This window comes from Dyadobacter sp. CY345 (genome assembly GCF_021502725.1).
In the GTDB taxonomy this organism is placed as follows: domain Bacteria; phylum Bacteroidota; class Bacteroidia; order Cytophagales; family Spirosomataceae; genus Dyadobacter.
In genome coordinates this window covers 616,249-640,786 of sequence record NZ_JAKFFS010000003.1, presented here as the reverse complement: position 1 = coordinate 640,786, position 24,538 = coordinate 616,249, and the positions used below count along the sequence as shown (strand labels likewise).

The 24,538-nt window shown below is 40.4% G+C and carries 28 protein-coding genes; 6 read left to right on the top strand and 22 right to left on the bottom strand.

Annotation, left to right across the window (positions count from 1 at the left end; translation table 11 throughout):
* Window position 1: 1 nt before the first annotated feature.
* From L0657_RS16600 to L0657_RS16575, 6 genes are all read right to left on the bottom strand, one after another.
* Entirely contained in the window at window positions 2-754 is a 753-nt protein-coding gene (locus L0657_RS16600; RefSeq protein WP_235151875.1) for an isoprenyl transferase, read from the bottom strand.
* Between the two features lie 322 nt (window positions 755-1,076).
* Complete coding sequence (locus tag L0657_RS16595) at window positions 1,077-1,859, bottom strand: LytTR family DNA-binding domain-containing protein (protein WP_235151874.1); 783 nt, start codon at window positions 1,857-1,859, stop codon at window positions 1,077-1,079.
* 75 nt (window positions 1,860-1,934) lie between these two features.
* The gene (locus L0657_RS16590; RefSeq protein WP_235151873.1) at window positions 1,935-3,368 is read right to left on the bottom strand and encodes a histidine kinase; all 1,434 of its coding nucleotides are present in this window, start codon (window positions 3,366-3,368) and stop codon (window positions 1,935-1,937) included.
* 27 nt (window positions 3,369-3,395) lie between these two features.
* Complete coding sequence (locus L0657_RS16585) at window positions 3,396-4,052, bottom strand: hypothetical protein (protein WP_235151872.1); 657 nt, start codon at window positions 4,050-4,052, stop codon at window positions 3,396-3,398.
* A 40-nt stretch (window positions 4,053-4,092) separates the two neighbouring features.
* Window positions 4,093-6,252 (bottom strand): TonB-dependent receptor, encoded by a 2,160-nt coding sequence (locus L0657_RS16580; protein WP_235151871.1) that lies wholly within the window; start codon window positions 6,250-6,252, stop codon window positions 4,093-4,095.
* Window positions 6,253-6,384: 132 nt separating this feature from the next.
* A complete protein-coding gene (locus L0657_RS16575) occupies window positions 6,385-7,020 on the bottom strand; it encodes a DUF1080 domain-containing protein (RefSeq protein WP_235151870.1) in 636 nt (211 codons plus the stop codon).
* A gap of 94 nt (window positions 7,021-7,114) precedes the next feature.
* Here L0657_RS16575 and L0657_RS16570 point away from each other — a divergent pair, with 94 nt between their 5' ends.
* The gene (locus tag L0657_RS16570; protein WP_235151869.1) at window positions 7,115-7,642 is read left to right on the top strand and encodes a fasciclin domain-containing protein; all 528 of its coding nucleotides are present in this window, start codon (window positions 7,115-7,117) and stop codon (window positions 7,640-7,642) included.
* A gap of 71 nt (window positions 7,643-7,713) precedes the next feature.
* On the opposite strand, the gene L0657_RS16565 is transcribed toward L0657_RS16570, so the two are convergent.
* A complete protein-coding gene (locus L0657_RS16565; RefSeq protein WP_235151868.1) occupies window positions 7,714-8,133 on the bottom strand; it encodes a nucleoside-diphosphate kinase in 420 nt (139 codons plus the stop codon).
* A gap of 202 nt (window positions 8,134-8,335) precedes the next feature.
* Between L0657_RS16565 and L0657_RS16560 the strand changes: the two genes are divergently transcribed.
* From L0657_RS16560 to L0657_RS16545, 4 genes are all read left to right on the top strand, one after another.
* Window positions 8,336-9,370 carry a bifunctional oligoribonuclease/PAP phosphatase NrnA gene (locus L0657_RS16560; RefSeq protein WP_235151867.1) on the top strand — a complete coding sequence of 345 codons (1,035 nt, stop codon included), beginning with the start codon at window positions 8,336-8,338 and terminating at the stop codon, window positions 9,368-9,370.
* Window positions 9,371-9,416: 46 nt separating this feature from the next.
* Complete coding sequence (locus tag L0657_RS16555; protein ID WP_235151866.1) at window positions 9,417-10,322, top strand: FKBP-type peptidyl-prolyl cis-trans isomerase; 906 nt, start codon at window positions 9,417-9,419, stop codon at window positions 10,320-10,322.
* Between the two features lie 81 nt (window positions 10,323-10,403).
* Window positions 10,404-10,979, top strand: coding sequence for an RdgB/HAM1 family non-canonical purine NTP pyrophosphatase (rdgB, locus tag L0657_RS16550; RefSeq protein WP_235151865.1), 576 nt, complete (start codon window positions 10,404-10,406; stop codon window positions 10,977-10,979).
* Between the two features lie 77 nt (window positions 10,980-11,056).
* On the top strand, window positions 11,057-11,947 hold the full coding sequence (locus L0657_RS16545; RefSeq protein ID WP_235151864.1) for a polyphosphate kinase 2 family protein: 891 nt from the start codon (window positions 11,057-11,059) through the stop codon (window positions 11,945-11,947).
* 81 nt (window positions 11,948-12,028) lie between these two features.
* Here the strand turns inward: L0657_RS16545 and L0657_RS16540 are convergent, their stop codons facing one another.
* The 6 genes from L0657_RS16540 to eno form a co-directional block, all read right to left on the bottom strand.
* On the bottom strand, window positions 12,029-12,985 hold the full coding sequence (locus L0657_RS16540; protein WP_235151863.1) for a hypothetical protein: 957 nt from the start codon (window positions 12,983-12,985) through the stop codon (window positions 12,029-12,031).
* A gap of 309 nt (window positions 12,986-13,294) precedes the next feature.
* Window positions 13,295-13,864 (bottom strand): hypothetical protein, encoded by a 570-nt coding sequence (locus tag L0657_RS16535; RefSeq protein WP_235151862.1) that lies wholly within the window; start codon window positions 13,862-13,864, stop codon window positions 13,295-13,297.
* Between the two features lie 145 nt (window positions 13,865-14,009).
* Window positions 14,010-15,542: a 2,3-bisphosphoglycerate-independent phosphoglycerate mutase gene (gene gpmI / locus L0657_RS16530; RefSeq protein WP_235151861.1), complete on the bottom strand. Its 1,533-nt coding sequence runs from the start codon at window positions 15,540-15,542 to the stop codon at window positions 14,010-14,012.
* 26 nt (window positions 15,543-15,568) lie between these two features.
* Window positions 15,569-16,102: a low molecular weight protein-tyrosine-phosphatase gene (locus L0657_RS16525; RefSeq protein ID WP_235151860.1), complete on the bottom strand. Its 534-nt coding sequence runs from the start codon at window positions 16,100-16,102 to the stop codon at window positions 15,569-15,571.
* A 96-nt stretch (window positions 16,103-16,198) separates the two neighbouring features.
* Window positions 16,199-16,498 carry a septum formation initiator family protein gene (locus L0657_RS16520; protein ID WP_235151859.1) on the bottom strand — a complete coding sequence of 100 codons (300 nt, stop codon included), beginning with the start codon at window positions 16,496-16,498 and terminating at the stop codon, window positions 16,199-16,201.
* 81 nt (window positions 16,499-16,579) lie between these two features.
* Window positions 16,580-17,851 (bottom strand): phosphopyruvate hydratase, encoded by a 1,272-nt coding sequence (eno, locus tag L0657_RS16515; RefSeq protein WP_235151858.1) that lies wholly within the window; start codon window positions 17,849-17,851, stop codon window positions 16,580-16,582.
* Window positions 17,852-17,980: 129 nt separating this feature from the next.
* Between eno and L0657_RS16510 the strand changes: the two genes are divergently transcribed.
* Window positions 17,981-18,688, top strand: coding sequence for a thioredoxin domain-containing protein (locus L0657_RS16510; RefSeq protein WP_235151857.1), 708 nt, complete (start codon window positions 17,981-17,983; stop codon window positions 18,686-18,688).
* A gap of 67 nt (window positions 18,689-18,755) precedes the next feature.
* Here L0657_RS16510 and carA read toward each other — a convergent pair whose 3' ends face one another.
* The 9 genes from carA to map all read right to left on the bottom strand — a co-directional run bounded on the left by carA (window position 18,756) and on the right by map (window position 24,532).
* Complete coding sequence (gene carA / locus L0657_RS16505) at window positions 18,756-19,859, bottom strand: glutamine-hydrolyzing carbamoyl-phosphate synthase small subunit (protein WP_235151856.1); 1,104 nt, start codon at window positions 19,857-19,859, stop codon at window positions 18,756-18,758.
* A gap of 193 nt (window positions 19,860-20,052) precedes the next feature.
* A complete protein-coding gene (gene rplQ / locus L0657_RS16500) occupies window positions 20,053-20,619 on the bottom strand; it encodes a 50S ribosomal protein L17 (protein WP_235151855.1) in 567 nt (188 codons plus the stop codon).
* A 74-nt stretch (window positions 20,620-20,693) separates the two neighbouring features.
* Entirely contained in the window at window positions 20,694-21,683 is a 990-nt protein-coding gene (locus L0657_RS16495; RefSeq protein ID WP_090341206.1) for a DNA-directed RNA polymerase subunit alpha, read from the bottom strand.
* A 137-nt stretch (window positions 21,684-21,820) separates the two neighbouring features.
* Window positions 21,821-22,426 carry a 30S ribosomal protein S4 gene (gene rpsD / locus L0657_RS16490; RefSeq protein WP_159469530.1) on the bottom strand — a complete coding sequence of 202 codons (606 nt, stop codon included), beginning with the start codon at window positions 22,424-22,426 and terminating at the stop codon, window positions 21,821-21,823.
* A gap of 91 nt (window positions 22,427-22,517) precedes the next feature.
* Entirely contained in the window at window positions 22,518-22,913 is a 396-nt protein-coding gene (gene rpsK, locus L0657_RS16485; RefSeq protein ID WP_159469528.1) for a 30S ribosomal protein S11, read from the bottom strand.
* Between the two features lie 42 nt (window positions 22,914-22,955).
* Window positions 22,956-23,333 (bottom strand): 30S ribosomal protein S13, encoded by a 378-nt coding sequence (rpsM, locus tag L0657_RS16480; RefSeq protein WP_234648033.1) that lies wholly within the window; start codon window positions 23,331-23,333, stop codon window positions 22,956-22,958.
* A 5-nt stretch (window positions 23,334-23,338) separates the two neighbouring features.
* Window positions 23,339-23,455 carry a 50S ribosomal protein L36 gene (gene rpmJ, locus L0657_RS16475; RefSeq protein ID WP_090341197.1) on the bottom strand — a complete coding sequence of 39 codons (117 nt, stop codon included), beginning with the start codon at window positions 23,453-23,455 and terminating at the stop codon, window positions 23,339-23,341.
* A 48-nt stretch (window positions 23,456-23,503) separates the two neighbouring features.
* Window positions 23,504-23,722 carry a translation initiation factor IF-1 gene (infA, locus tag L0657_RS16470; protein WP_235151854.1) on the bottom strand — a complete coding sequence of 73 codons (219 nt, stop codon included), beginning with the start codon at window positions 23,720-23,722 and terminating at the stop codon, window positions 23,504-23,506.
* 12 nt (window positions 23,723-23,734) lie between these two features.
* Window positions 23,735-24,532 carry a type I methionyl aminopeptidase gene (map, locus tag L0657_RS16465; protein WP_235151853.1) on the bottom strand — a complete coding sequence of 266 codons (798 nt, stop codon included), beginning with the start codon at window positions 24,530-24,532 and terminating at the stop codon, window positions 23,735-23,737.
* Window positions 24,533-24,538 lie beyond the last annotated feature (6 nt).

Here is a 24,538-nt window from a genome sequence, read left to right as displayed (position 1 = left end):
TCTACTTAGCTCCATTCGCTTTTACTTGTTCACCGGTTTTACCAAAACGTCGTTCCGTTTTCTGGTATGCCAAAATTGCCTGATAAAGATGATCCTTGCGGAAATCGGGCCAAAAAAGGTCTTCATAAAAATACAACTCTGCATATGCGAGCTGCCACAACAGGAAATTACTTATCCGGTGGTCGCCACCAGTCCGCAACATCAGATCCACTTCTGGCCTGTCTTCTGTGGAAAGATTTTTATTCAACAAAGTTTCGTTGATGTCTTCCGGCTTAATATTTCCGTTTTGTACCTCCGCCGCGATTTTTCTGGTCGCCTGCAAAATATCCCATTTTCCACTGTAACCCAGTGCGAGAATAAGATTAAGCCCTGTATTTTGACGGGTGGCGTCGATTGCCTCGGCAAGTTGATTCTGACAACTTCCCGGCAAGCTCGCCATATCACCAATGGTATCCAGGCGCACGTTATTTTTCTGCATGGTTGGAAGCTCATTACGGATAGACTGTACCAGCAATTCCATTAAAGCGCGAACTTCAAACTGAGGACGAGCCCAATTTTCCGTTGAAAATGCGTAAAGCGTCAGATAAGAAACTCCGAGCTCTGCACAACCTTCGGTAACCTCTCTCACTGCCTTAATCGCGTTACGATGGCCGAAAACACGTGCGGCACCCTGGTTCTGTGCCCACCGGCCGTTACCATCCATGATAACGGCTATGTGCTTCGGCAGATTGCCCGAATCAATGAGTTCTTTCATTATATCTGAACTCTTTTAACCTTTTTTAACAAAAACAAACGAACCATTATACGCCGATCTTATAAATTCTATTTGATGTTTTTTCAAATTCGACATGTAATGCATACCATCTGCTCCACTCAGGTACGCAGTTTGTGATGCAATTGTGTCGAGAAATATTAAATTTCAACAACAAAAATTTGAGCTTAGAACACAAATGTACTGATAAACAGTACATTAAAGCAATTACTCAGACGTCGGATTTTAACAAGGGCGCAATTTAGGAATAAGTAAGCCGTCTTCAAAATCAATATTCTAAACAGCACACCCGGTTGCAAGGTTATTAATTATCAAGAAGATGGCGAATTACTTCGCCATAAGTGCTCCCGCTTTGAAGCTGAGACACCTTCTTATCACGCATTACGACTACAAATTTTCCGTTAAAATGTTTCTGGATTTCTTTGATATGGTGAGAATTTACGATGCCTGCGCGGCTGATTCGCAGGAAATGCGCAGGCAATTTCTCTTCGAGCGAAGTCAGCGTATAAATTAGGAGATACTTTTGGCCGTCCAGTGTATTAAGAAAAACATACTTTTCCTCAGCCTCGAAATGTGTAATTTCAGTAAGCGGGATCAGTAAAATTTTGTCACCTGATTTAACAGATAAGGAGAATATTTCTTTTTTCGGCTTCATCTCTTCAAGCAGGCGCAGTAGATTGTCCGAGTAAGGATTATGACTTTCTCCCGTTTTGAAACCAGCATGAAGAATATTCCTGATCTTTTCAATTGTTTTTAAAAGGCGTTCATTCTCAACGGGCTTCAATAAGTAATCAACTGAATTTTCCTCAAAAGCCCGGATCGCATATTGATCGTAAGCAGTTGAAAATACGACGAGCGGCATTTTGGTTAACTTTGATAACATTTCAAAACCGTTCAAAAGAGGCATTTCAATATCCAGAAAAATCACATCCGGATTGTGTTTATCAATTTCAAGCAATCCTTCTGCACCGTTTTTTGCTTCGGCCACAATGACAAAAGTATCCTGATGTTTTTCAAGTAATCTTTTAAGCCGACTTAACGCCAAAGGTTCGTCGTCGATCAAAATTGTTTTAAGAGGGAAATTCATTTTTTAGTAATATTTCGTAACAAAACGATGTGTGGAATTAACAATTATTTTACACCCTGAACCCTAAATTTCGGACTATTCAGTCTGCTCAGTGCCTTTTTCAATAACAGCTTTCAAGATTGAAATGTTGACTGATTTGCTCGGCTCATTATGCAGTTCAAGTTTGGCGTCGTCAGCATATAACAGTTTTAGCTTTTCCTGAATGCTGCGTATGCCATAACCCGCGCCCATGGTATCGGCAAATAAAGGACCATTGTCATGAACGCAAAGATGCAACCAACCTTCCTCCTCATAAATTTTCACAACAATTTTCCCCTGATCAGCCAGTTTTGCAATTCCGTGTTTAATCGCATTTTCAACAATCGGCTGCAAAATAAATTTCGGCACCTGAAGATTTTTCAGTTCTGGATTTGTTACTGCTACTTCAAATTGCAGCCGGTCGCCAAATCGTACCTTTTCAACTTGCAGATAAGTCTGCACCATTTCCAGCTCATTGTCGATCGTATCAAAATAATCACGGTTTTTCCGGCCCGTGGTATATCGGAAAAGTTTGGATAGAAGCAGCGTCATTTCCTCTGCTTTGTCAGGATCCTCATGCACGAGACTGGCGATACTGTTGAGCGCATTGTATAAAAAGTGTGGGTTAATCCGCGCTTGCAATGCATCCAGCTCGGCGCGGGTTTTCATCTTTTCAAGGTTCAGAAGCTGAAATTCCTGATCTGATATTTTCCGGGACAATTGGCTTCCTTGTCGGGCGATATAGTAAAATACGTTTGCAACAATAATTGGCCCGATCGTATACCAATACCAGGCACTGTTTTGAGCTGCTTCCATTGGATACTGGATTCTCAGTGCGCCAAATATTTTATGACCCACAAGAAAATACATTCCAATTGATAAGCCGAGATAGAATAAAGAAATAATGAAACTGAGTGCAAGATGGCGCAGGAAAATTTTTTCAATCATCGTATCGAGCCAACCACCCATATGCTGAACGATCAATACTGTAAATACGCCGCCAATGATATTTTGAGCAATCAGATACTGGTTGAGCTGAACACGTACCGGATTTGAAGTATAAACGATTTCTAGCGTAAAATATAAGATCGCGCTTGTCCCGTACAACATGAGCGCGCCGATGATCACTGCGACCAGCGTTCCGACCCAGCTCTGGCTCTGGATCAAACCGATCAGTTTTAAGTCCTGCCAGTTAAATGATTTGCCTTGTGAAGAAAAACTGAAATTTGCACCTTCAATTTTGGCACCAGTCATGTCCGTATCCGTCAGACTGCTGAAACTCATATCAGCATTCCTCAGATCAGCATTTCGAAACGTGGCTTTTTCAAGTGTGGAGAAACGAATTTTTGCGTTACGCAAATTCGATCCGTCAAAATTTATTCCTTCGAGACTGGAAAAACTAAAATCAGCTCCTTCCAGATCCATATTACTAAAATCTCTTCCTTCAAGCGAAGTGCCCGTCATCCGCAAAGGCTTTTTCTTGTCTTCCATGGGTTATTCAAAAATCCTTTGTTTCCGTTAATTTGTTTGTGAAAGCATCCATTCGGCTTCCATTTTCCCCCACTGCGGAGAAATCGAACTTTGTGGCTTGAAGGTCGCAAATTTTGCAACTGCTTTTTCTAAAAAAGGTTTTGCAGCTTTTTTACCTCCGCCATACTCTTCCGGCGTAAAAAGCAAACTTGAACCTTCAAGATAATAAATTCGCGGATTATCAGCATTTACCGCCTTGGCAGCCTCAATATTTTCAGCGAACAAAGCTCCATATTTCTGCCAGCGATTCATACCATCAGCCGCCAGCCTGATTTGCGCAGCGTATGCTTTCATGATCAGTATTTCGTCAGAAGGTTTTCCAACCAGGTTTTCAGATTCTTTTATCAAGCCGTCCGCTTTGTCCAGATATTTGTCCTTTTCAACGATTGAATTTCCTGACAGTCCCATCAGGGTATAACAATAGGCTGCATAATATCTAGGAAGCCATTCCTTGGTCTCAGCGGTGGCAATACGTTCAAAACGGTTTGCGATTCCCTGCAACTCGACAGGATCATTTTTTGCTTTGTCCACTTTATCCAAAAGCGCTATTGAAGAAGTCATGGCCTCTACATATTTTTCATTTTGTGCAAAAATACTTGCCAGCGAAAGCAGTGTCAGAAGGGATGTTGTCAGCAGTTTTTTCATAATATAGTTTAGTTTTAATTGATCAGGAAAGTCGTTTTTATTAAAGATCGTTTTTGTCAACTTTTGCCTTTTTAGATAACATAATCTGGGTACCCACGAAGAAGCTGCGGTAATTCTGCGGCCCGACAGCATATCTGGTTTTTCCATCTGCTGTGTAGCGGTAGGTGAAGACATTTTTAGTGTTCAATATATTGTCGACCGAAACATAAAATATGACAAGATTTCCTTTGAAACTTGTGAGCTTACTGGACTGAATACTCACATTATGTACAGCGGGCGTGCGATCCGCCAGAAATATTTTGTTGTCTGGATTGTAATAAGGCCGGCCGCTCGTAAATGCATACGTCATATTAAAACTGGTCTGGATTTTATCAAACCAGTTTTTAGTAATCAGGCTGACGTTATGATTAGAAATAAAAGTCGGCGTGGCGGATTCGCTAAACTGTTGAAATAATCTTTTGGAATCGACATAACTGTATGTTATCCAATAATCGAAATTTTTAATTGTTTTCTGATCGCGCCAGAAAAAGTCAAAACCTTTTGCATAACCATCGCCGCCATTATTTGTGGTTCCCCAAGGAAAACGATAGGGATCAGCGTCAAATGCAATCCCGGTAAATTCACGAACGAGTTGTGCGTAGTTTTTATAAAATGTTTCAAAACGGAAAGTGCGTTGATTTTTAATAATCTGATAATTCAGGATTAAATGATCTGCTCGTTCAAAATTCAGGTTCTTGCTCAGATAGGAATACCGATAATCCGGATTTTGATAGAACTGCCCCGCCGCGAGAGAAACCTGACTAAATTTTCCTGTTTTGTAAGCAAAGGATAATCTTGGTGCAAAATTGAACCGGTTCAATAAAGAAGAATATTCACCGCGCACACCAACGCGCCCCGCAAGCAGCCGGGTCACATAAATTTCACTTTCCGCAAAAACCGCGGTATAGCGGTCTTTTAAGTAATACAACTTTCCATCAACGCCATTTTGAAGATTGATTGCATGTGCCTCACCACCGAAAAGAACAGAATTATTACCTGAAAGCACTCTGGTCAATACCAAACGCGCTTGTGTTCTTTCATCAAAACGATCAAAATTTATGGCATCGAAAGTCATGTTGTCTTTATTCCTGCTGTAAGAGAAGCCGGAATTCAAAAGCCATTTCCCATCAGCCGATTGATCGGTGTAGGTGCTTGTCATAAAAGCATTACGGTTATTCAGATCGAGTTTTGTAGTTCCTGACTCAGTCGATGGATTTTTTGAATTCATGCTTAGGCGACTATCGGAATACATGCCATACACTTTTAGAACGCCATTTTTTGTCGGTCTCAAACGGTATGTAAGTGATGAACCCTTGAATTCCGGTTCGTGCAGCCAGTCTACATTTTGTTTCACTAACGCAAATAGAGGTTTCAGATTTCCGTAATATGCAACGGCTGAAATGGATTGATTTTTCGTAGCATAATCATAATTCAAACCGGCACTAGCCAGGTTCAGGCTAATTCCCAGACCATTATTGCTGACCTTATCCGTTGTATTGAGCAAAAGTACAGATGATAGCGCCTGACCATATTGCGCAGAATAACCGCCTGTACTAAAAGACGTTCCCTTAAACATAAAGGGATTGAAACGCCCCCGCTGCTGCACATCAGGCAAAGAACTGAAAAACGGATTCTGGACGATCATTCCATCAATAACAATTTTCGTTTCTTGTCCGGAGCCGCCGCGCACGAATAAACCTTCCTGCTCTCCTACCCGCTGTGCGCCCGGGAGAAACTGGATCGCGCCGGTTATGTCGGCGGCGGCGCCTGCGGTAGTGACAATATCCAGCGGTTTCAACATAGCCATTCTTTTTTCATCGGAGGCCTCGAATGCGCCCGCAGTAATGACAACCGTATTTAATTCATTCGCCGATTCATTCAAAAAAAAGTTATGTGAGACCTCCTTGCCATTCAGTTCTACTTTCTTTTCTGAAATTTCAAATCCAACATAAGTTGCAGCAAGTGTGGCAGTATCTTTTTCCGCAGTTTTGAAATAAAACACTCCGTCCTGATCGCTGGTTGTACCATCGTAGGTACCTTTCAAAAATACATTTGCACCAGGAAGTGGTTTCCCTTTTTTGTCCATCACTTTTCCGCGGATCACGGTTTGTCCGTAAGTGACGGTGGTTGAAAAAAACAGGAGATAATAAAAAAGCTTCATGGCTAACAGATTTGTGATTTTGTTGACACAAATCTATCGGTCATGAAGCCCTTATGTAATTGAATTCCGACGAACTGCATATTAATGCGGCATGAACTTCGGAACTATGAAAGTGAATATAGAATCAGAATTCTACAATTCTTCCAAGATTAAATCTTTCCAACGAACTTTGATACCGCCGCCTGAGTGAATTTGAAGCGCGATAGAGCCATTTGCAGCACCAATTTTTGCATCATCAAAATCAACCATTGCGTTTCCGTTTAACCAGGTTTGCACCTTTGGACCGACCACACGGATTCTCAATGTATTCCATTCACCCATTTTAAGGAATCCTTCTTTTTCGTCCGGAATTTTCACGAGCCATTCGCGGCCATAAGATTCGTAAACACCACCTGTATCATGATTTGGCGGAGCAACCTCAACCTGCCATCCTGCTACCTTTGTCCCTTCAACCGTTGACCGGAAAAACACGCCACTGTTTCCATTTGCTTCCTGCTTAAATTTCAGAGACAGGTCAAAATCTTTGTAAAATTTGTCCGTCGTCAGGTAGCCATATTCTTTATCAGGGCCACTTTCACAAATCAGCTCGCCTTTTTCGGCATACCATTTTTCGGTGCCATTGATTTTCCAACCGGTTAAATCTTTACCGTTGAACAATTTTACCGTCTTCTTTTTAGTTACATTTCTGTCTTCCCGAATGACGAGAAAGGCGGAACTTGTGAACAGAATTACCGCACAGCATGCGGCCAAAAACTTAAACTTTAACATGTTGTCTTGGGGTTAGGATTAAAAAATTTCAGTTTAAAAATTCACCAAACTACATTTTCAATTAGTTTTACAAAAATTAAACCAATTCGAAGCTATGAAAAAAATCAACTTTATAGGGCGTTACATGGCAATTTTTTTGTCCGTTATCGTATTTACCAGTATAGTAACATCCTGCAAAGAAAATGATGATGATATTGTAAAGCCGAAAACAATAACGGATGTTATCATGCAAAACGATGAATTTTCGATCCTTAGAGAAATAATATTGGACAACGGTCTGGGTGATGCATTCAGAACGGAAAATGTAACTTTTTTTGCTCCAAATAATGCAGCATTTATTAATTCCCAGGTAACGGCGGCGATGGTCAATGCATTGCCGGATACGCTCGCCAGAAAATTTGTATTTAAACATACACTGAAAGGGAAGATAAAATATGAAGAGCTGGTAGCAAAAACGTATAGTAGTTATATTGAGGGTGATAGCATTATTGTAAAAACGGCATCGGCATCGGATCCAGCGTTGCTAATTAATGGCGCATCCGTAAGCACTAAAAATCTGAATGCAGACAATGGGATAATCCAGGTTGTGAGTAGAGTTTTGGTACCCTTACCTACAAAATAAATCACTAACAGAAAAAATAATGGCCAGATGTAATTCAACATCTGGCCATTATTTTTTTGAAGTACTTAAAATCAAAACTGTTCTGTATGCGCGAAAAAGAAGTTTCCTTCAATTTGAGCGTTCTCATCAGAATCAGAACCGTGAATTGCATTTGCTTCAATCGATTTTGCAAACAATTTACGGATCGTTCCATCCTCAGCATTTGCAGGATTGGTTGCACCGATCAACGTGCGGAAATCTGCCACAGCGTTTTCTTTTTCAAGAATCATCGGAACAATAGGTCCCGACGACATGTATGCACATAAATCGTTATAGAAAGGTCTTTCTTTATGTACTGCATAAAATTCTCCTGCACGCTCCGGAGTCAATTGCGTTTTCTTCAAAGCTACCACGCGGAATCCAGCAGCCTCAATCATTTTGATAATTGCGCCCGAATTTCCGTCTAATACGGCATCAGGCTTGATCATCGTGAAGGTTTTATTGGTTGACATACAGTTTGCTATAATTTATTTGGATGCAAAACTACAATTTTCATTTTATATACTCATCAATTCTGCCCGGAACGTCGTTTCATCGTAAAAACATTGAGGGCAGAATAAGGCTTTCGTACGCAACATTAAACAAATCCCAACAGTTTTGTTAATTTTGTCATCGAATTGCCGGGTCCAAGTTTTCTTTTTGAATTAAATAACTGTGAATCAAACCATTGAAGAGCTTGTCGCTTTTCTGTCTACTCCTCAAAAAATCGTCATCACGATGCATAGGGATCCTGACGCCGACGCGTTGGGCTCTTCGCTTGGGTGGGGAAGTTATTTATCCAAAAAAGGCCATACTGTCACCGTTATCAGCCCAACCGATTATGCCGCAAATCTTCGCTGGCTTCCCGGAATGAGCGAAGTAATGGTGTACGAAAAGTCTGGTGAGATGGGAAAAGCGAAGAGAAAAATTGACGAAGCTACATTAATTTGCTGTCTTGATTTTTCCGCCTTGTCACGTTTGAAAGATCTTGGAAAAGTTGTTCAGGACGCGAAGGCTCCAAAATTAATGATTGATCATCATTTAGAGCCTGAACATTTTGCAAAATGGATGATCTGGGATACCGGCGCAGCCGCAACAGCTCAGCTCGTTTATGCGTTAATAAAGGAAATTGAAGGTGATGTCCCGACGACGGATATTTTTGATATCCCGATGGCAGAATGCCTCTACGCAGGCATTATGACGGATACAGGTTCTTTTCGACATGGGAATGTAACTTCTGATGTGCATTTGGCTGTTGCCGATCTGATGCGTACAGGATTCGATTCCAGCAGAGTTCACAGGCTGATTTATGACAATTCGCCGCTTTCCCGTTTACAGTTTTTGGGATATGTTTTGTCACAAAAATTGATAGTGTTACCTGAATATCGTACCGCCTATATGGTACTCACTGAGGCGGAATTGCAGCGGTTCAATTCAAGCACCGGCGAAACAGAAGGTATCGTGAACTATGGCTTGCAAGTGGAAAACGTCGTGATGTCAGCTTTGTTTATTGAAAGAAAAGGTGAGGTTAAAATATCTTTCAGATCAGTTGGTGGATTTTCTGTCAGAGATGTTTCAAGCACATATTTTAACGGCGGCGGGCACAAAAATGCATCCGGCGGCAGAACTGAGACCTCGATTAACGAAACTGTTGAATTATTTTTATCCATTCTTCCAAAATATAAGGACGAACTTTTACGGGTTGACTAATCCTATTATAATATTCACATAAATATTTTTTAATTAATACATTCCAATGAATCTTAAAACAATCGGTTGTGTACTAGGCATAACTATTCTCGCAACAGCCTGCGACAAGTATAAGACAAAAGTGACTGATACGGGTTTGAAATATCAGATTTTTGAACACGACGACGAAGCGCGCAAAGCGAAACTTGGTGATATCATGTCATTTCATCTGGTACTTAAAAATGGAGCTGACTCGACACTTCGTGATACTTACAAGGAAAAAACGCCGGTGAAACTTGTTCTTCAGGCGCCTCCTTTCAAAGGAAGTTTCGAAGAAGGTTTGGCTATGCTTGCAACAGGTGACAGCGCTAAGTTTTTCATCAACGCAGATACTTTGTTTGCAAAAATGATGCAGCCTTTGCCTCCGATGATCAAAAAAGGTTCAGAAATCACTTTTACTGTGAAAGTTTTGAGCGTTCTTACTTCTGAGGAATTCCAGAAACAACAGTCTGAAGCTGGCGTAAAACAAAAAGCAGTTGACGAAAAAGTAATTCAGGACTATCTTACTAAAAATAACCTGACAGCAAAAGCACAACATACAGCTTCTGGCCTTTATTATATCGACGACGTTGTAGGTACAGGTGAAAATCCATCACAGGGCGATAATGTGAAAGTTCACTACACTGGTAAACTTTTGGACGGAAAAGTTTTTGACAGTTCTAAAACCCAGGGCAAACCAATCGATTTTCAGGTTGGCGTTGGTATGGTTATTCCAGGTTGGGAAGAAGGAATTATGTTGATGAAAAAAGGCGGAAAACGCACTTTGATCATTCCATCAGGATTGGCTTACGGTGTTGATGGTTCTCCGGGAGCAATTCCTGGCAACTCAGTGTTATTGTTTGACGTTGAATTGTTAGACTTCACGAAAGGTGCTAAACCTGCTGCTGCTCCAACACCGGCACCAGCAAGATAATTTTAAAAAGATAAATTTGAAAAACGGCTGCCTCTTCTGGATGTAGCCGTTTTTTGTTGATTATTAAAAACATTACGGATTATGAAACTTTGTTTTGCAACCAACAACGCCCACAAGTTAGAAGAGATTCAGGATCTGCTCGGTGATTCATTTTCATTGACGACACTTCGTGAAATTGGATGTGAAGAAGAAATACCGGAAACGCATGACACGATCCCAGAAAATTCTTTTGAAAAAGCTGAATACGTCTGGAAAAATTATCACATCAATTGTTTCGCAGATGATTCGGGACTTGAAGTAGATGCGCTCGATGGAGAGCCGGGTGTGCATTCCGCATATTATGGCGGACCAGCGCGGGATGCAGATGCGAATATGGATATGCTTTTAAAAAATCTTGAAGGTAAAGAGAATCTGACTGCACGCTTTGTCTGCGTGATTACGCTTGTGCTGGATGGAGAATTTCGTCAGTTTGAAGGAGTTATTGAAGGCTCGATCTCGACGGAGAAAAGAGGAAATCATGGTTTTGGCTATAACCCTATTTTTATTCCGGAAGGCCATACCAGAACTTTCGCAGAAATGACAATGCAGGAAAAAAGTGAGTTTAGTCACAGAGGGCGAGCATTCGCAAAACTGAAACAGTATCTGCTAAATTTATAGATTTCTTGCCCTGGAAGCGAAAAATCGTAAATTGAGAATCTTATTGACAAGTCATTTCACTAACTAAATCCAGGAACATGTCTAATTTCAAATCGGGGACATTCCGTATTGACGGTACCGAAAAATTCGATATCAAGAAAGCTGTTACAACTTTCAAAGATATTTATGATGATAAAGCAGAATATGAATCAATGCTTGCAGAATTTGTCAGGCAACTTGATGAACTTCAAAGTAAAATGTACGCTCATAACCGATATGGGCTGCTGATAATTTTTCAGGCTATGGACGCAGCGGGAAAAGATGGGACGATCAAACACGTTCTTTCAGGCGTTAATCCCGTAGGCGTTAAAATTCATTCATTTAAGCGCCCGACTGAGACTGAACTCAGTCACGATTTTCTTTGGCGAACCAATAATGTGCTGCCTCAGCGTGGGACGATTACTATTTTCAACCGGAGTTATTATGAAGAAGTGCTGGTAGTCAAGGTTGATCCTGAAATTCTGACAACTTCACAACGACTGCCCGCTGAACTTACCCAGGATCTTGACCAGGTCTGGGAAAAACGTTATTCCGACATTAAGAATCTGGAAAAGTATCTATACAGAAATGGAATACGGGTAATTAAGTTCTTTTTAAATGTTTCAAAGAAAGAACAGGCAGATCGCTTAATTGAGCGCATTGAGGATCCTAATAAAAACTGGAAATTTGAAGAGCAGGACGTAAAGGTTAGGGACAAATGGGATGAGTATCAGCAGGCATATCAGGATGCTATCAATGCAACGGCGACCAAAAAATCGCCTTGGTTCGTTGTTCCGGCTGACGATAAAAAGAATACCCGCCTGATTGTGGGAGAAATTATCATTGAAGAATTAAAAAAAATGGATATGAATTATCCGGAAGTAAGCCCGGAGCGGGCAGAAGAGTTACAGCGTTTTATACAGATCATTCGTGATCAGAATGAAAAATAAATCTAGTATCTATATCAATAAAAATGGAGTCCAACTTTCGTCAGACTCCATTTTTATTGATCTAAAACACTGTCAGAGTTATTACTTGATCGTGAAATTTGTTCCACCGATTTTATAACCTTCTGAATAAAGTTCAACGCTATATTTTCCAGGACGAAGTTGAGCGTTATCATAAAGCATCTCAACCTTCTGATTGTTGTTTTGGTAAGCAACTGATTCACGTGCTGTGAATTTTGATGGAGTACCGTCAACCTCAAACTCACCAGAACCTGTTGCATCGTCAGCAACTACCGCTCCCTGTGGATCAAGAACTCTCAAATAAATATCTTTTGATTCTTGTGCAGTTAGCGCATTTTCAGGAAGATTGAAAGTTAATTTCAACTTATCAACACGTTTCGCTTTGTACTCTTCTTTATCCTTAGTTTTACCTCTTGAATTTACTGTAAGCACTTTCAGGTTCTGAGCTTTTAGAGACGCCGCCTGACTAACCTTTGCAGAGAGCTCTTTATTGGCTGCTGTAAAAGTTACAACTGAATCCGTTAACTCAGCCTGACGCTGTACTAATCTCTGGCGCTCGTTTGTCAATGTTCCAACATGTGTACTTAAAGAATCATTCGAAGCAGTCAATTGCTCATTTTCTAATCTTAACTGAGCAATAACTTCATCTTTTTCAGCAAGAAACTTTTCGTATTCTTTGATTTTTGCAAGGTATTTACCTGTTTCAACCTTGTTACTTCTACGGAATGCCAGTTTGTCTTTTTCCAGTTGTTCTTTAACTTTCGTAAGCTCTGAAACATCACCGCCTAATTTTTCAATCTCAGCAATTTTAGCGTCCAATACGGTGGAAATAGAATCAAGTTTAGTCTTAGTAAGTGCCAACTCTCTGGCCTTTTCTACTACCATTGATTCCTGCTGAGTCAATTCGTTTTTCTGTGTGGTGAAAAGATAGCCAAACATGGCTGTCGCAAGACCTAGGACAACGACCATTGCCCATGCTATGGTCTGCTTGTTCTTCTGTTGTTCTGGTTGTGATTGCATTGAGAATAGGTTTATTAAATTGTGTAAAGTTTGATTTATCTAGATTTCAGTTAGACTCTAAATTCGATCACACCAATATCGTTCCTCACTCAGGAAGTGTCTTCATCACACGTTACAAATTCGCGAAAGCTAGTTCTACAAAAATAAAAAATACGCTGGAACAGCGTATTTTAAGAGATTTCGTACATTCTAAGGATATTTTTCAAGACTTTTAGACGGCAAATATGTCACTAAATTATACTTCAAAAATTTGTGGTGCCCATCCACAAAGTAGGGCAAAATAGGACAAAATGTTTCATGTAAAAAGTCTTAATATTTTACGTTCGCAGAAATGTCAAAATCCTTTTTATCCATCGTCGCCAGTTTTTGATATCCTCTTATAGAATAAGATGTTAACTTCCATTGCGCACGGCTTCCACCACAATGAAGCTCAATATTTTTTTCAGATTGATACAACTTATTTTCTGACCGCAGCAACGCTTTAATGATAACAGGATCGCCGGTGTTCTTATCCATCCGAATCATGACAGATTTTACTGGAATATTCTCCTCCGTTTTCAATGTATATACCGTAGTAAGAGAATCAGGTTTACTAATTGCATAACTTTTGCTGTAAGCGGGTTTATTAATATCAGCCTGAACAAATAATTCCATCTCCTTTTTCCAGTCAATTTGACGGGTCGACCGGCTTTCATTTTTGCCAGAAACGCTCATCGTTTTATCTACTGTCGGTTTTTGTTTGGAAAGAGAGCTAATTTTTGTTTCAATAAAACCTTTCAAATCATAATAAACTTTTTTCTCAGTCGATTTTTCCTGGGACTGATCACAGCCCATTAGAAATAGCAAGAACAGGAAAGAAAAGATTTTGACAGAAAACAATAGAACAGAGCATTTATACCTGGTATTCATATCTATAACAACAGCATTAGACTGGGATGGATTAAATTAGGGAAACCCTTATAAAAAATCAGAGAGTCTGAACCAGACTCTCTGACAAAACTAACACCTTTTATACTTGTATAGTTTACAAAATGCTTTCACCAGTCATTTCCACTGGTTTTGTGATTCCCATCAAATCCAGGATCGTTGGAGCCATATCGGCCAATTTTCCGTTTTTAATTGGCTTTTGATAATCGTTGTCAACCAAAATACATGGAACCAAATTCAGCGAGTGGGCTGTGTTTGGTGATCCATCATCATTGGCCATATAATCAGAATTTCCATGATCCGCGATGATGATTGAAGTATATCCATGTTCCAAACCTGTCGTTACCACTGACTGAACACACTGGTCGACAGTTTCACATGCTTTTACAGCAGCTTCAAAAACCCCGGTATGACCTACCATATCCGCATTGGCAAAATTCAGACATACGAAATCAACCTCTTCTTTTATTAGTTCAGGAACGATCAGATCGCGAAGTCCAAACGCAGACATTTCCGGTTGTAAATCGTAAGTCGCCACTTTTGGAGAAGGACTTAACAAACGGCTTTCACCTTCAAATGGTTTTTCACGGCCTCCTGAAAAGAAGAAAGTAACGTGAGGATATTTTTCGGTTTCAGCAATACGGATTTGTTTTTTACCGGCACCTTCCAAAACTTCTCCCAAAGTATTGTTCAGATTGTCTTTATCAAAAATTACAGAAACACCCTTATAGGTATCGTCGTAATTTGTCATTGTGATATAACGCAGGTTCAGCTTATGCATATTCTGCTCGTGGAAGTCTTGCTGTGTGAGCGCTTCCGTAATTTCGCGTCCACGGTCAGTACGGAAATTGAAACACAAAACAACGTCATTTTCTTCTATCAAAGCCAGCGGCGTACCGTCAGCATTTGTTGCAATAATCGGCTGAATAAATTCATCAGTAACGCCTTCTTCGTAGGATTCTTCAATCGCACTTAGTATCCCGTCAGCACTCACGTGTTTTCCTTCACCGTGAACCATGGCGTCATAGGCAAGCTTGACACGCTCCCAACGCTTATCCCGATCCATAGCATAATAACGCCCGGTTACACTGGCAATTTGTCCGGTTGTAACTGCCATTGTCTCCTGCAATTCCGTTAGGAAAGCTAAACCGCTTTTTGGATCTGTGTCGCGGCCATCGGTAAAAGCATGAACAAAAACATTGCTTAGACCTTTATCCGCGGCAATTTTACAAAGACCTTTTACGTGATCGATGTGGGAGTGAACGCCACCGTCAGAAACCAAACCTATAAAATGTACCTTTTTATTATTTTCTTTCGCATATGTCAACGCCTCAGCTAATACCGGTTCGTTTGCCAATGTTCCCGAAGAAACAGCGAGATTTACTTTTACAAGATCCTGGTATACCACGCGTCCTGCACCCAGATTGGTATGCCCAACTTCCGAGTTCCCCATTTGTCCGTCTGGCAGACCCACGGCCAGGCCGCTTGCTTCCAGTTTGCTATGCGGATATTTCGTTAAGAGGCTGTCATAAAACGGAGTACTGGCAGCCAGAATCGCTGAACGATTTTCCTCTCCGGCTTTGGCGATTCCCCAGCCGTCCATGATGATAAGAATTACTTTCTTTCCCAATGTATTACTTGTTTAAAATTCAACCTTTATATTTCTAAATCTGAATCCGACACGGGTATGAGCCTGTCAGCCAGATTGTGTTTTTCAATCAAAAAATCAAGAAACGTAGTACCGCATCTTTTTACAATTTCGAAGACATTATCAAATGCAGAAAGCTCGTCGTAATAAGGATCCGGAACAATAACGGCTTCCCCGCGCTCTGGATCAAACATTCTGTATAAATATAACTGATCTTCGGGCAAATAAAATCCGTGCGCACGAAAGCTTTCCTTCCGAATATTTTCGAAATTTGCTTCGTCCATGGCAACAATATAATTGAAATTGATAAAATCCTCGAAGGATAATTGTCTAGCCTTGTGTGTAAGCGTGATACCGTTAGCCGAAGCAACGGTTCGCATACGTTTATCGGCCAGACTTCCGATATGATAAGCTCCTGTTCCTGCCGAATCGCAGTGAATCAGATGATCCAGTCCTTTTTCTTTGACAAGATCTTTAAAAACACCTTCCGCAACAGGGGAACGGCAAATATTACCTAAACAAACAAAAAGTACGTTAATCAAAGTGAGGCGGTAATAAACAGTTTAAGAGTGAACAGCAATGCCGGCGAGTCTGTTTGCTCCTGTTATAAAAGTTTCCGATTGGCTCGGACAGAACTTCTATTCCTCCTTCCGGCTTTCAATTGGTTGATTATTTTCATCCACGATGACATAAACATCTTCGTGGGGTTTTCGCATGTAGTATTTTTCCCGTGCCCATTTTTCCAGCATTTTCGGGTTTCCGAAAACCTCGTTGCGTTCACGAACTACCTGCTTTATTTTATCCTGCAAAATCGCTTTTTCCTTTTCCAGCTCTTTCATTTTGACACGGTTTGACAAAACTACTTTGAGATTATTGTTATCCAGAAATAATATCCACACGAGCCATACCACAAATGTTGCGGTATAGAATTTACGCATGTGCGGTATAAGACTTTTAAAATCGATCATGCCGGGAAAAGAGAAAACCGGAGCCTGAGCTCCGGTTTTATTATACTTAAATTAGAATTTCAATCCTGGGAAGTAAGCGCTTTCTCCCAATTCCTCTTCAATACGAAGAAGCTGGTTGTATTTCGCCATACGGTCAGAACGAGAAGCAGAACCAGTTTTGATCTGTCCTGTGTTCAACGCTACGGCAAGGTCAGCAATTGTAGAATCCTCAGTTTCACCAGAACGGTGAGACATGATTGTTTTGTAACTGTTTCTTTTCGCAAGGTTAACAGTATCGATTGTTTCAGTTAAAGAACCGATTTGGTTTACTTTAACCAGAATTGAGTTCGCGATCTGAGATTCGATTCCTTGTTGTAGACGAGTTACGTTTGTTACGAACAAATCATCTCCAACTAACTGACATTTAGAACCAACTGATTCAGTAAGTGTTTTCCAACCTGCCCAGTCATCTTCGTCCATACCATCCTCGATAGAGATAATTGGATATTTAGCAACCCACTGAGTCCAGTAGTCAGCCATTTCTGGAGAAGTCAATTTACGGCCATCTGATTTTTTAAAGTGGTAGAAACCATCTTCGTAGAATTCAGAAACGGCAGCATCCATCGCGATGAAAATATCTTCGCCTGGTTTGTAACCTGCTTTTTCGATCGCCTGAATAACGATTTCGATCGCTTCTTCATTTGATTTAATGTTTGGAGCAAAACCACCTTCGTCACCAACGTTGGTAGAATATCCTTTGCTTTTCAATACAGTTTTCAAAGTGTGGAACACTTCAACACCCATACGAAGAGACTCAGAGAAAGTATCAGCTTTCGCAGGAAGGATCATAAATTCCTGGAAATCGATTGAGTTATCTGCATGGCTACCACCATTCAAAATGTTCATCATCGGAACCGGAAGTGTATTTGCATTAACACCACCGATGTAACGGTACAAAGGAAGACCAGCTTCCTGAGCAGCAGCTTTGGCAACTGCCAGAGAAACACCAAGGATTGCGTTAGCACCCAGCTTGCTTTTGTTTGGCGTACCATCCAATTCAAGCATTATTTTATCAATCAGGTTTTGTTCGAAAACAGAAGCGCCGATCAATTCAGGGAAAATGATATCGTTAACATTTTCAACAGCTTTCAAAACTCCTTTTCCAACGTAAACGCTCTTGTCGTCATCGCGAAGTTCTACTGCTTCGTGTTTACCGGTTGATGCTCCGGACGGCACCGCAGCGCGTCCTAAATAACCATTTTCGGTACGAATATCTACTTCTACTGTAGGGTTTCCTCTTGAATCCAGAATTTGTCTTGCATGTACTGACTGAATCGTACTCATTTGCAGCTTTGGGTTTGATTTGAAATTGGATATATTAACAGTACAAAATAACACAAAAAAAATGTCATACGTGAGCCGCTAATCTATTTTAAGGTAAATTTACATTATCACAGAATTAAATTTTACAACATGAAAAGTATTCTCATATCATTTCTGGGCATATTGCTAACGGCCTCAATGGCAGTGGCGCAGACGCAATTAAGCACTAATGATTTTCAAAATAAGCTGAATGCAACCAAACAAGCGCAGTTACTGGATGTAAGAACGCCAGAAGAATTTAGTCAGGGCCATCTGGAAAGTGCAGAAAACTTCGATTACAAAAACGCTGCGTTTAAAGATCAGATTGAAAAACTTGATAAAAATAAACCTGTATTTGTCTATTGTCTTTCAGGCGGGCGCAGTTCTGCAGCAGCCAAAGTCCTTTCTGAAAAAGGTTTTACCGATGTTTATGAAATGCAGGGCGGTTTTATGAAATGGACTTCATCCGGGAAATTGATTGATGCGCCGAAAGATGCTGGTGCCGTGAACAAAGGCATGAGCTCAGCAGATTTCAAAGAACTAATCAACTCTGATAAACTTGTTATGGTCGATTTTTACGCACCGTGGTGTGCTCCCTGTATCAAAATGCTTCCAACTGTTCATAAACTGGCGGAGGAATATAAGTCAAAAGCTAACATTGAAACAATTCATTACGACCAGAATAAAGCACTGGCAAAGGAGCTTGGTATTGATGAAATCCCTGCTTTCCTTTTTTACAAAAAAGGTAAATTGATTCTTCGGAAAAACGGCCTAATGGAAGAAGCAGAATTTAAAAAGTTGATTGAAGAGAATATTTAAATATTATTTAACAACAAAAAATCCCGTCGAAATTCGGCGGGATTTTTTGTTGTATTTATATTTTGTTCTAAATCTCTGACAAAAGCTTGGCAAACTCGTCAAACAAGTAGCGTGAATCATGCGGTCCTGGTGAAGCTTCCGGATGATACTGTACCGAGAAAGCAGGATAATCTTTACGACGAATTCCTTCAATCGTTTTATCATTCAGGTTAACGTGTGTAATCTCAACGTCTGGGTGACTCTGGATTTCGTCAGGATTTACCGCAAAACCATGATTTTGAGATGTGATCTCGCACAAACCCGTGATCAGGTTTTTAACCGGATGATTTAAGCCACGGTGGCCGTGGTGCATTTTATATGTATTAATTCCGCTTGAAAGAGCCAGCAACTGGTGACCAAGACAAATACCAAATAATGGTTTGCCTGTTTTTACCATTTCGTCCACAGTCTTAATTGCGTATGGCATCGCTGATGGATCGCCTGGTCCATTCGAGATAAAAAATCCGTCCGGGTTCCAGCTCATTACTTCTTCAAAAGACGCTTGTGCAGGGAAAACCTTGCAGTAACATCCGCGCTGTGTAAGATTGTTCAGAATGCTTTTCTTGATACCATAATCCATTACCGCAATTCTCCATTTGCTTCCAGTTTCAGTGCCCATGAAATAAGGCGTGTCCGTGGTTACAAGAGACGATAATTCAAGACCATCCATGGAAGGCACTTTGTGCAATTCGTCCATCAATTCTTTTTCATCCAGGATCTGGGATGAAATGATGGCGTTCATTACTCCCCTTTCACGAACGTGGCGAACAATATGTCTGGTGTCAACATTACTAACACCAACAATTTTCGCCCTTTCAAAATATTCCTGTAAAGAGAAGTCTGCCGTGTCGCGTGAGTAGACTGATGAGAAAGTATTACATACCATTCCCTTAATTTTCACAGAATTCGACTCTTCTTCATCTTCCAGCTGAACGCCATAATTTCCGATATGGGAATTGGTATTCACTATGATTTGTCCAAAATAGGAAGGGTCAGTATAAATTTCCTGATACCCCGTCATTCCCGTGTTAAAGCAGATCTCGCCACCGGTTGTGCCGTCTATCCCTAAAGCTAACCCTCTATATGCTGTTCCGTCTTCCAGCAGTAATAAAGCCTCTTTCTTTTGATTCATATATGGTTAAATCGATTTGCTAATTATAACGCTCTTACGGTTAAAGCAGTTCAATTCATGAACTGTAAGAGACAAAGCACCATCTTGCTATTGAATTTGGCGCTGCAAAAGTATATATTTTTAGTCAAAAAAAAGGGCTAAACGAAAACGTTTAACCCTTTTAATTAATATTTATCGGATGCTGTCCACTAAATTATTCGCTTTTAGCATCATTTTGAGTTTCATCAGACTCAGCTTTTGGAGCTTCTGGTGTTTCGTCTTCAGCAACGATCGGGAAATCAGCTTTCGGTGCAGCTGGTGCTGCTTCTACTGCTGGTGTTTCAGATCCGCCTTCTTTTTTACCACCACGACGGCTACGACGAGTTTTCACAGGTTTGTCTGCGTTAGCAAGTAATAATGCGTCGTTGAAATCAACAAGTTCCATCAAAGACATTTCAGCGGCATCACCCAAACGGTTACCCAATTTGATGATACGCGTGTATCCGCCCGGACGGTCAGCAATTTTATCAGAAATAGTACCAAAAAGTTCTTTAACTGATTCTTTGTCATTCAAATAACCAAAGATCACACGACGATTGTGTGTCGTATCTTCTTTGGCGCGAGTCAACAAAGGCTCAACAAACTTTTTAAGTTCTTTCGCTTTTGCAAGCGTTGTCTCAATTCTTTTGTGAAGAATCAACGAGGAAGCCATATTCGCAAGCATTGCTTTTCTGTGTGAATGCGTTCTTCCCAGGTGATTTACTTTTCTTCCGTGTCTCATTTTGTTTTTGTTTAGTTGCTTCGAGCTGCGCATTTCTACGCGCTACAGAATACATACTTATTATGGAATTTATTTTATTCTTCGTCCAAACGATATTTGGCAACATCCATTCCAAATACGAGTTGTTTGTCAGCAACAAGTTGCTCCAACTCAGTCAGAGATTTTTTACCGAAGTTACGGAACTTCATCATGTCCGAAATTTCAAGTCTTACTAAATCACCCAAAGATTTCACGTCAGCTGATTTCAAACAGTTGTATGCACGAACTGAAAGATCCAACTCTGACAATGAAGTTTTAAGCAATTTCCTCATACGCAACATTTCTTCATCAACCTGATTATCTTCCTCAGCTTTCTGCTTCTCAAACGTCATCGTCTGATCAGAGAATAGCATAAAGTGTTGAATCAAAATATTCGCAGCTCCTTTAAGAGCATCTTCAGGGTGGATTGACCCGTCAGTTTGAATATCAATTAAAAGACGTTCGTAATCGGTACGTTGTTCAACGCGCGTATTTTCAACGCTGTATTTAACATTTTTAATCGGCGTATAGATCGAGTCCATTGCGATGTATCCAAAAGGCAATTCATTTGCTCTTGGCTCATCAGCAGGAACGTATCCTCTTCCTTTATCCAACAAAAGTTCCATTTCGAACTCCTTGTTGTCGTCAATATGACAAATTACTTGATCAGGATTTAAAACTTCAAAAGCGCTGGTAAACTTGCTGATGTCACCGGCTGTGATAACCGAAACATTTTTAAGATTAACAACTATTCTGCTTTCGTTTAAATCCGATACTTTTTTAAATCGAACCATCTTAAGGTTCAGGATGATTTCTGTTACATCCTCAACAATACCTTCAATGGACGAAAATTCATGAAGCACACCAGGGAACTTCACGCTCGTGATGGCATAGCCTTCCAAAGATGAAAGAAGAATCCTGCGTAATGCATTACCGATTGTTACGCCATACCCTTTCTCTAAAGGCTTAAATTCAAACAACCCGTGAAAGTCGTCTGCTTTTTCCATGACGACCTTATCAGGCATTTGGAAAGCTAATATTGACATAGTCCTTGCTCCTTTTATAGTAGTAAATGATAGTTGATCACGCTACCGTTACCTTTGCGATCGCAAATATTGCCGTTTTTCGGCTACAAGCACGCTCCAAGAATGAAGCGTGCTCATAAAATTTTGAAGATTACTTATTATTTCGAGTACAACTCAACGATAAGTTGCTCGTTGATGTTTTCAGGAATCTGCTCGCGGTCAGGGAAAGTTATGAACTTACCTGAAAGCTCTTGTCCATTCCATTCCAACCAGTTGAATCCTTTTGAACTGTGGCCAGCTAAGCTTTCCGAAACAGCTTCAAGAGATTTAGATTTTTCACGAACTGTAACAGTTTGTCCAGGACGTAAAGAATAGGAAGGAATGTTAACGATTTCTCCATCAACAAGGATGTGTTTATGAGAAACCAACTGACGAGCTGCACGTCTTGTAGGTGCAATACCTAAACGATAAACTGTGTTATCAAGACGAGCTTCGCAGAAACGAAGTAAGTTTTCACCAGTAAGACCTTCTTTTACAGACGCTTTTTCGAATAGATTACGAAACTGTCTTTCAAGAATACCGTAGATAAACTTAACTTTTTGCTTTTCCATTAATTGTAAAGCGTATTCCGATTTTTTGGAACGACGACCCTTACCGTGTACTCCGGGTGGGTAATTTTTCTTTGCAAGTGCTTTGCTAGGGCCTAAAATTGGTTCTCCGTAGCGTCTTGCAATCTTGGATTTGGGACCTGTGTAACGAGCCATTTGATACTAATTGTTTGTAATGTTAATGATAACCATTCTGTAACCCCAGTGTCCAAATTACGAATGAAGGAATCATTGGATAAAAAATAAACTAAACTCTTCTTCTTTTCGGAGGACGACATCCGTTGTGAGGAAGTGGAGTAATATCACGGATCGTGGTTACTTCAATTCCTGCATTTTGAATCGTACGGATCGCAGACTCACGACCTGAACCAGGTCCTTTAACAAAAATTTCAGCTTTACGCATTCCAAGATCAAACGCTACCTGAGCACAGTTCTGTGCCGCAGTCTGAGCTGCATAAGGTGTGTTTTTCTTAGAACCACGGAATCCCATTTTACCAGCCGAAGCCCATGAGATCACCTGTCCATTGCTGTTAGTGATAGAGATGATGATGTTGTTGAAAGAAGCTCTGATGTGTACCTGACCCACCGATTCTACTACAACAACTCTCTTCTTTGCCTTGTCTTTTCTTTTATTTTGTGCCATTGCTTATGGAATAAGAAGTGGCTGTGATGCCACACTCATTGTTTATTTAGTAGCCTTTTTCTTGTTCGCGATTGTCTTGCGTTTACCCTTACGAGTACGAGAGTTATTCTTAGTTCTCTGTCCGCGCAATGGCAATCCCTTACGATGACGAAGGCCACGGTAACAAGCAATATCCATTAAGCGTTTGATACTCAATTGAACCTCCGACTTTAGTGCTCCCTCTACTTTATATTCGCCTGTAATTACAGAACGAATAGCCCCTGACTCTTCATCTGACCAGTCAAGTACCTTTTTATCCAGATCCACACCTGCTTTGTCCAGAATTTTCTTCGCAGTACTGCGACCAATTCCAAAAATGTAAGTTAAGGCAATTTCGCCTCTTTTACGGTCGGGGATATCAACTCCTGAAATACGTGCCATAATTATTAACCTTGTCTTTGTTTATACCGTGGGTTCTTCTTATTAATTACGTAGACTTTACCCTTCCGGCGTATGACTTTGCAGTCTACACTGCGCTTTTTTACTGATGCTTTAACTTTCATGTTACTTACAATAGTTATTTCCTAAACTAATCTATTCAAATTCTTAGCTTATTTGTATCGGTATACAATTCTCGCTTTTGATAAGTCGTATGGAGACATTTCAAGCTTTACACGGTCGCCAGGTAAAATTTTAATATAGTGCATCCTCATTTTACCTGAAATGTGTGCTATTACCTCGTGCTTATTTTCTAATATTACACGAAACATTGCATTCGAGAGCGCTTCTAAAATGACCCCGTCTTGTTCAATTGATGCTTGTTTTGCCATTCGTAGCTTTTATTACTTTACTTCAACCATTAGGCTGGTATTCGCCGTGACTTGTTCTATATAATCAAAAGTGGTAAGAATTTCAGCTTTACCTTTACGCACAACAACCGTATGTTCAAAATGAGCTGAGTATTTACGATCCGTTGTCCTGATTGTCCAGCCGTCTTTTTCCTGCATAACTGACTTAGTACCTAAGTTAATCATCGGTTCGATCGCCAGGACCATTCCTTCTTTCAAACGTAATCCTTTTCCTCTTTTTCCGTAATTTGGTACTTCCGGACTTTCGTGAAGTTCTCTTCCCACGCCATGTCCAACAAGTTCGCGAACCACGGTGTAACCTCTTTGTTCACAATAGTGTTGTACCGCAAATCCTATATCACCTATTCTTAATCCGTCAACTGCTTGTTCAATTCCCTTATAAAGAGATTTTTTTGTGGCAGTTAAAAGATCCATCACTTCTTTTGATACTTCGCCCACAGGATATGTATAAGCACTGTCGCTGTGGAATCCATTTAACTTAACACCGCAATCAATTGAAACAATGTCTCCGTCTTTTAGTTCATAACTCCCGGGAATTCCGTGAACTACTACTTCATTTACAGACATACAAAGTGAAGCAGGGAAATTGTTGAAGCCTTTAAATGAAGGTATTCCTCCATAACTCCTGATATAATCCTCAGCGACAGTGTCAAGCTTTTTTGTAGTGATACCTGGTTTAATCCATTGTGCCACTTCGGCGTGAGCCTTACCTAAAACCTGTGCACTTTCTTTAATGAGGTTTATTTCCTCCTCTGTTTTCAAATAGATCATTCCAAA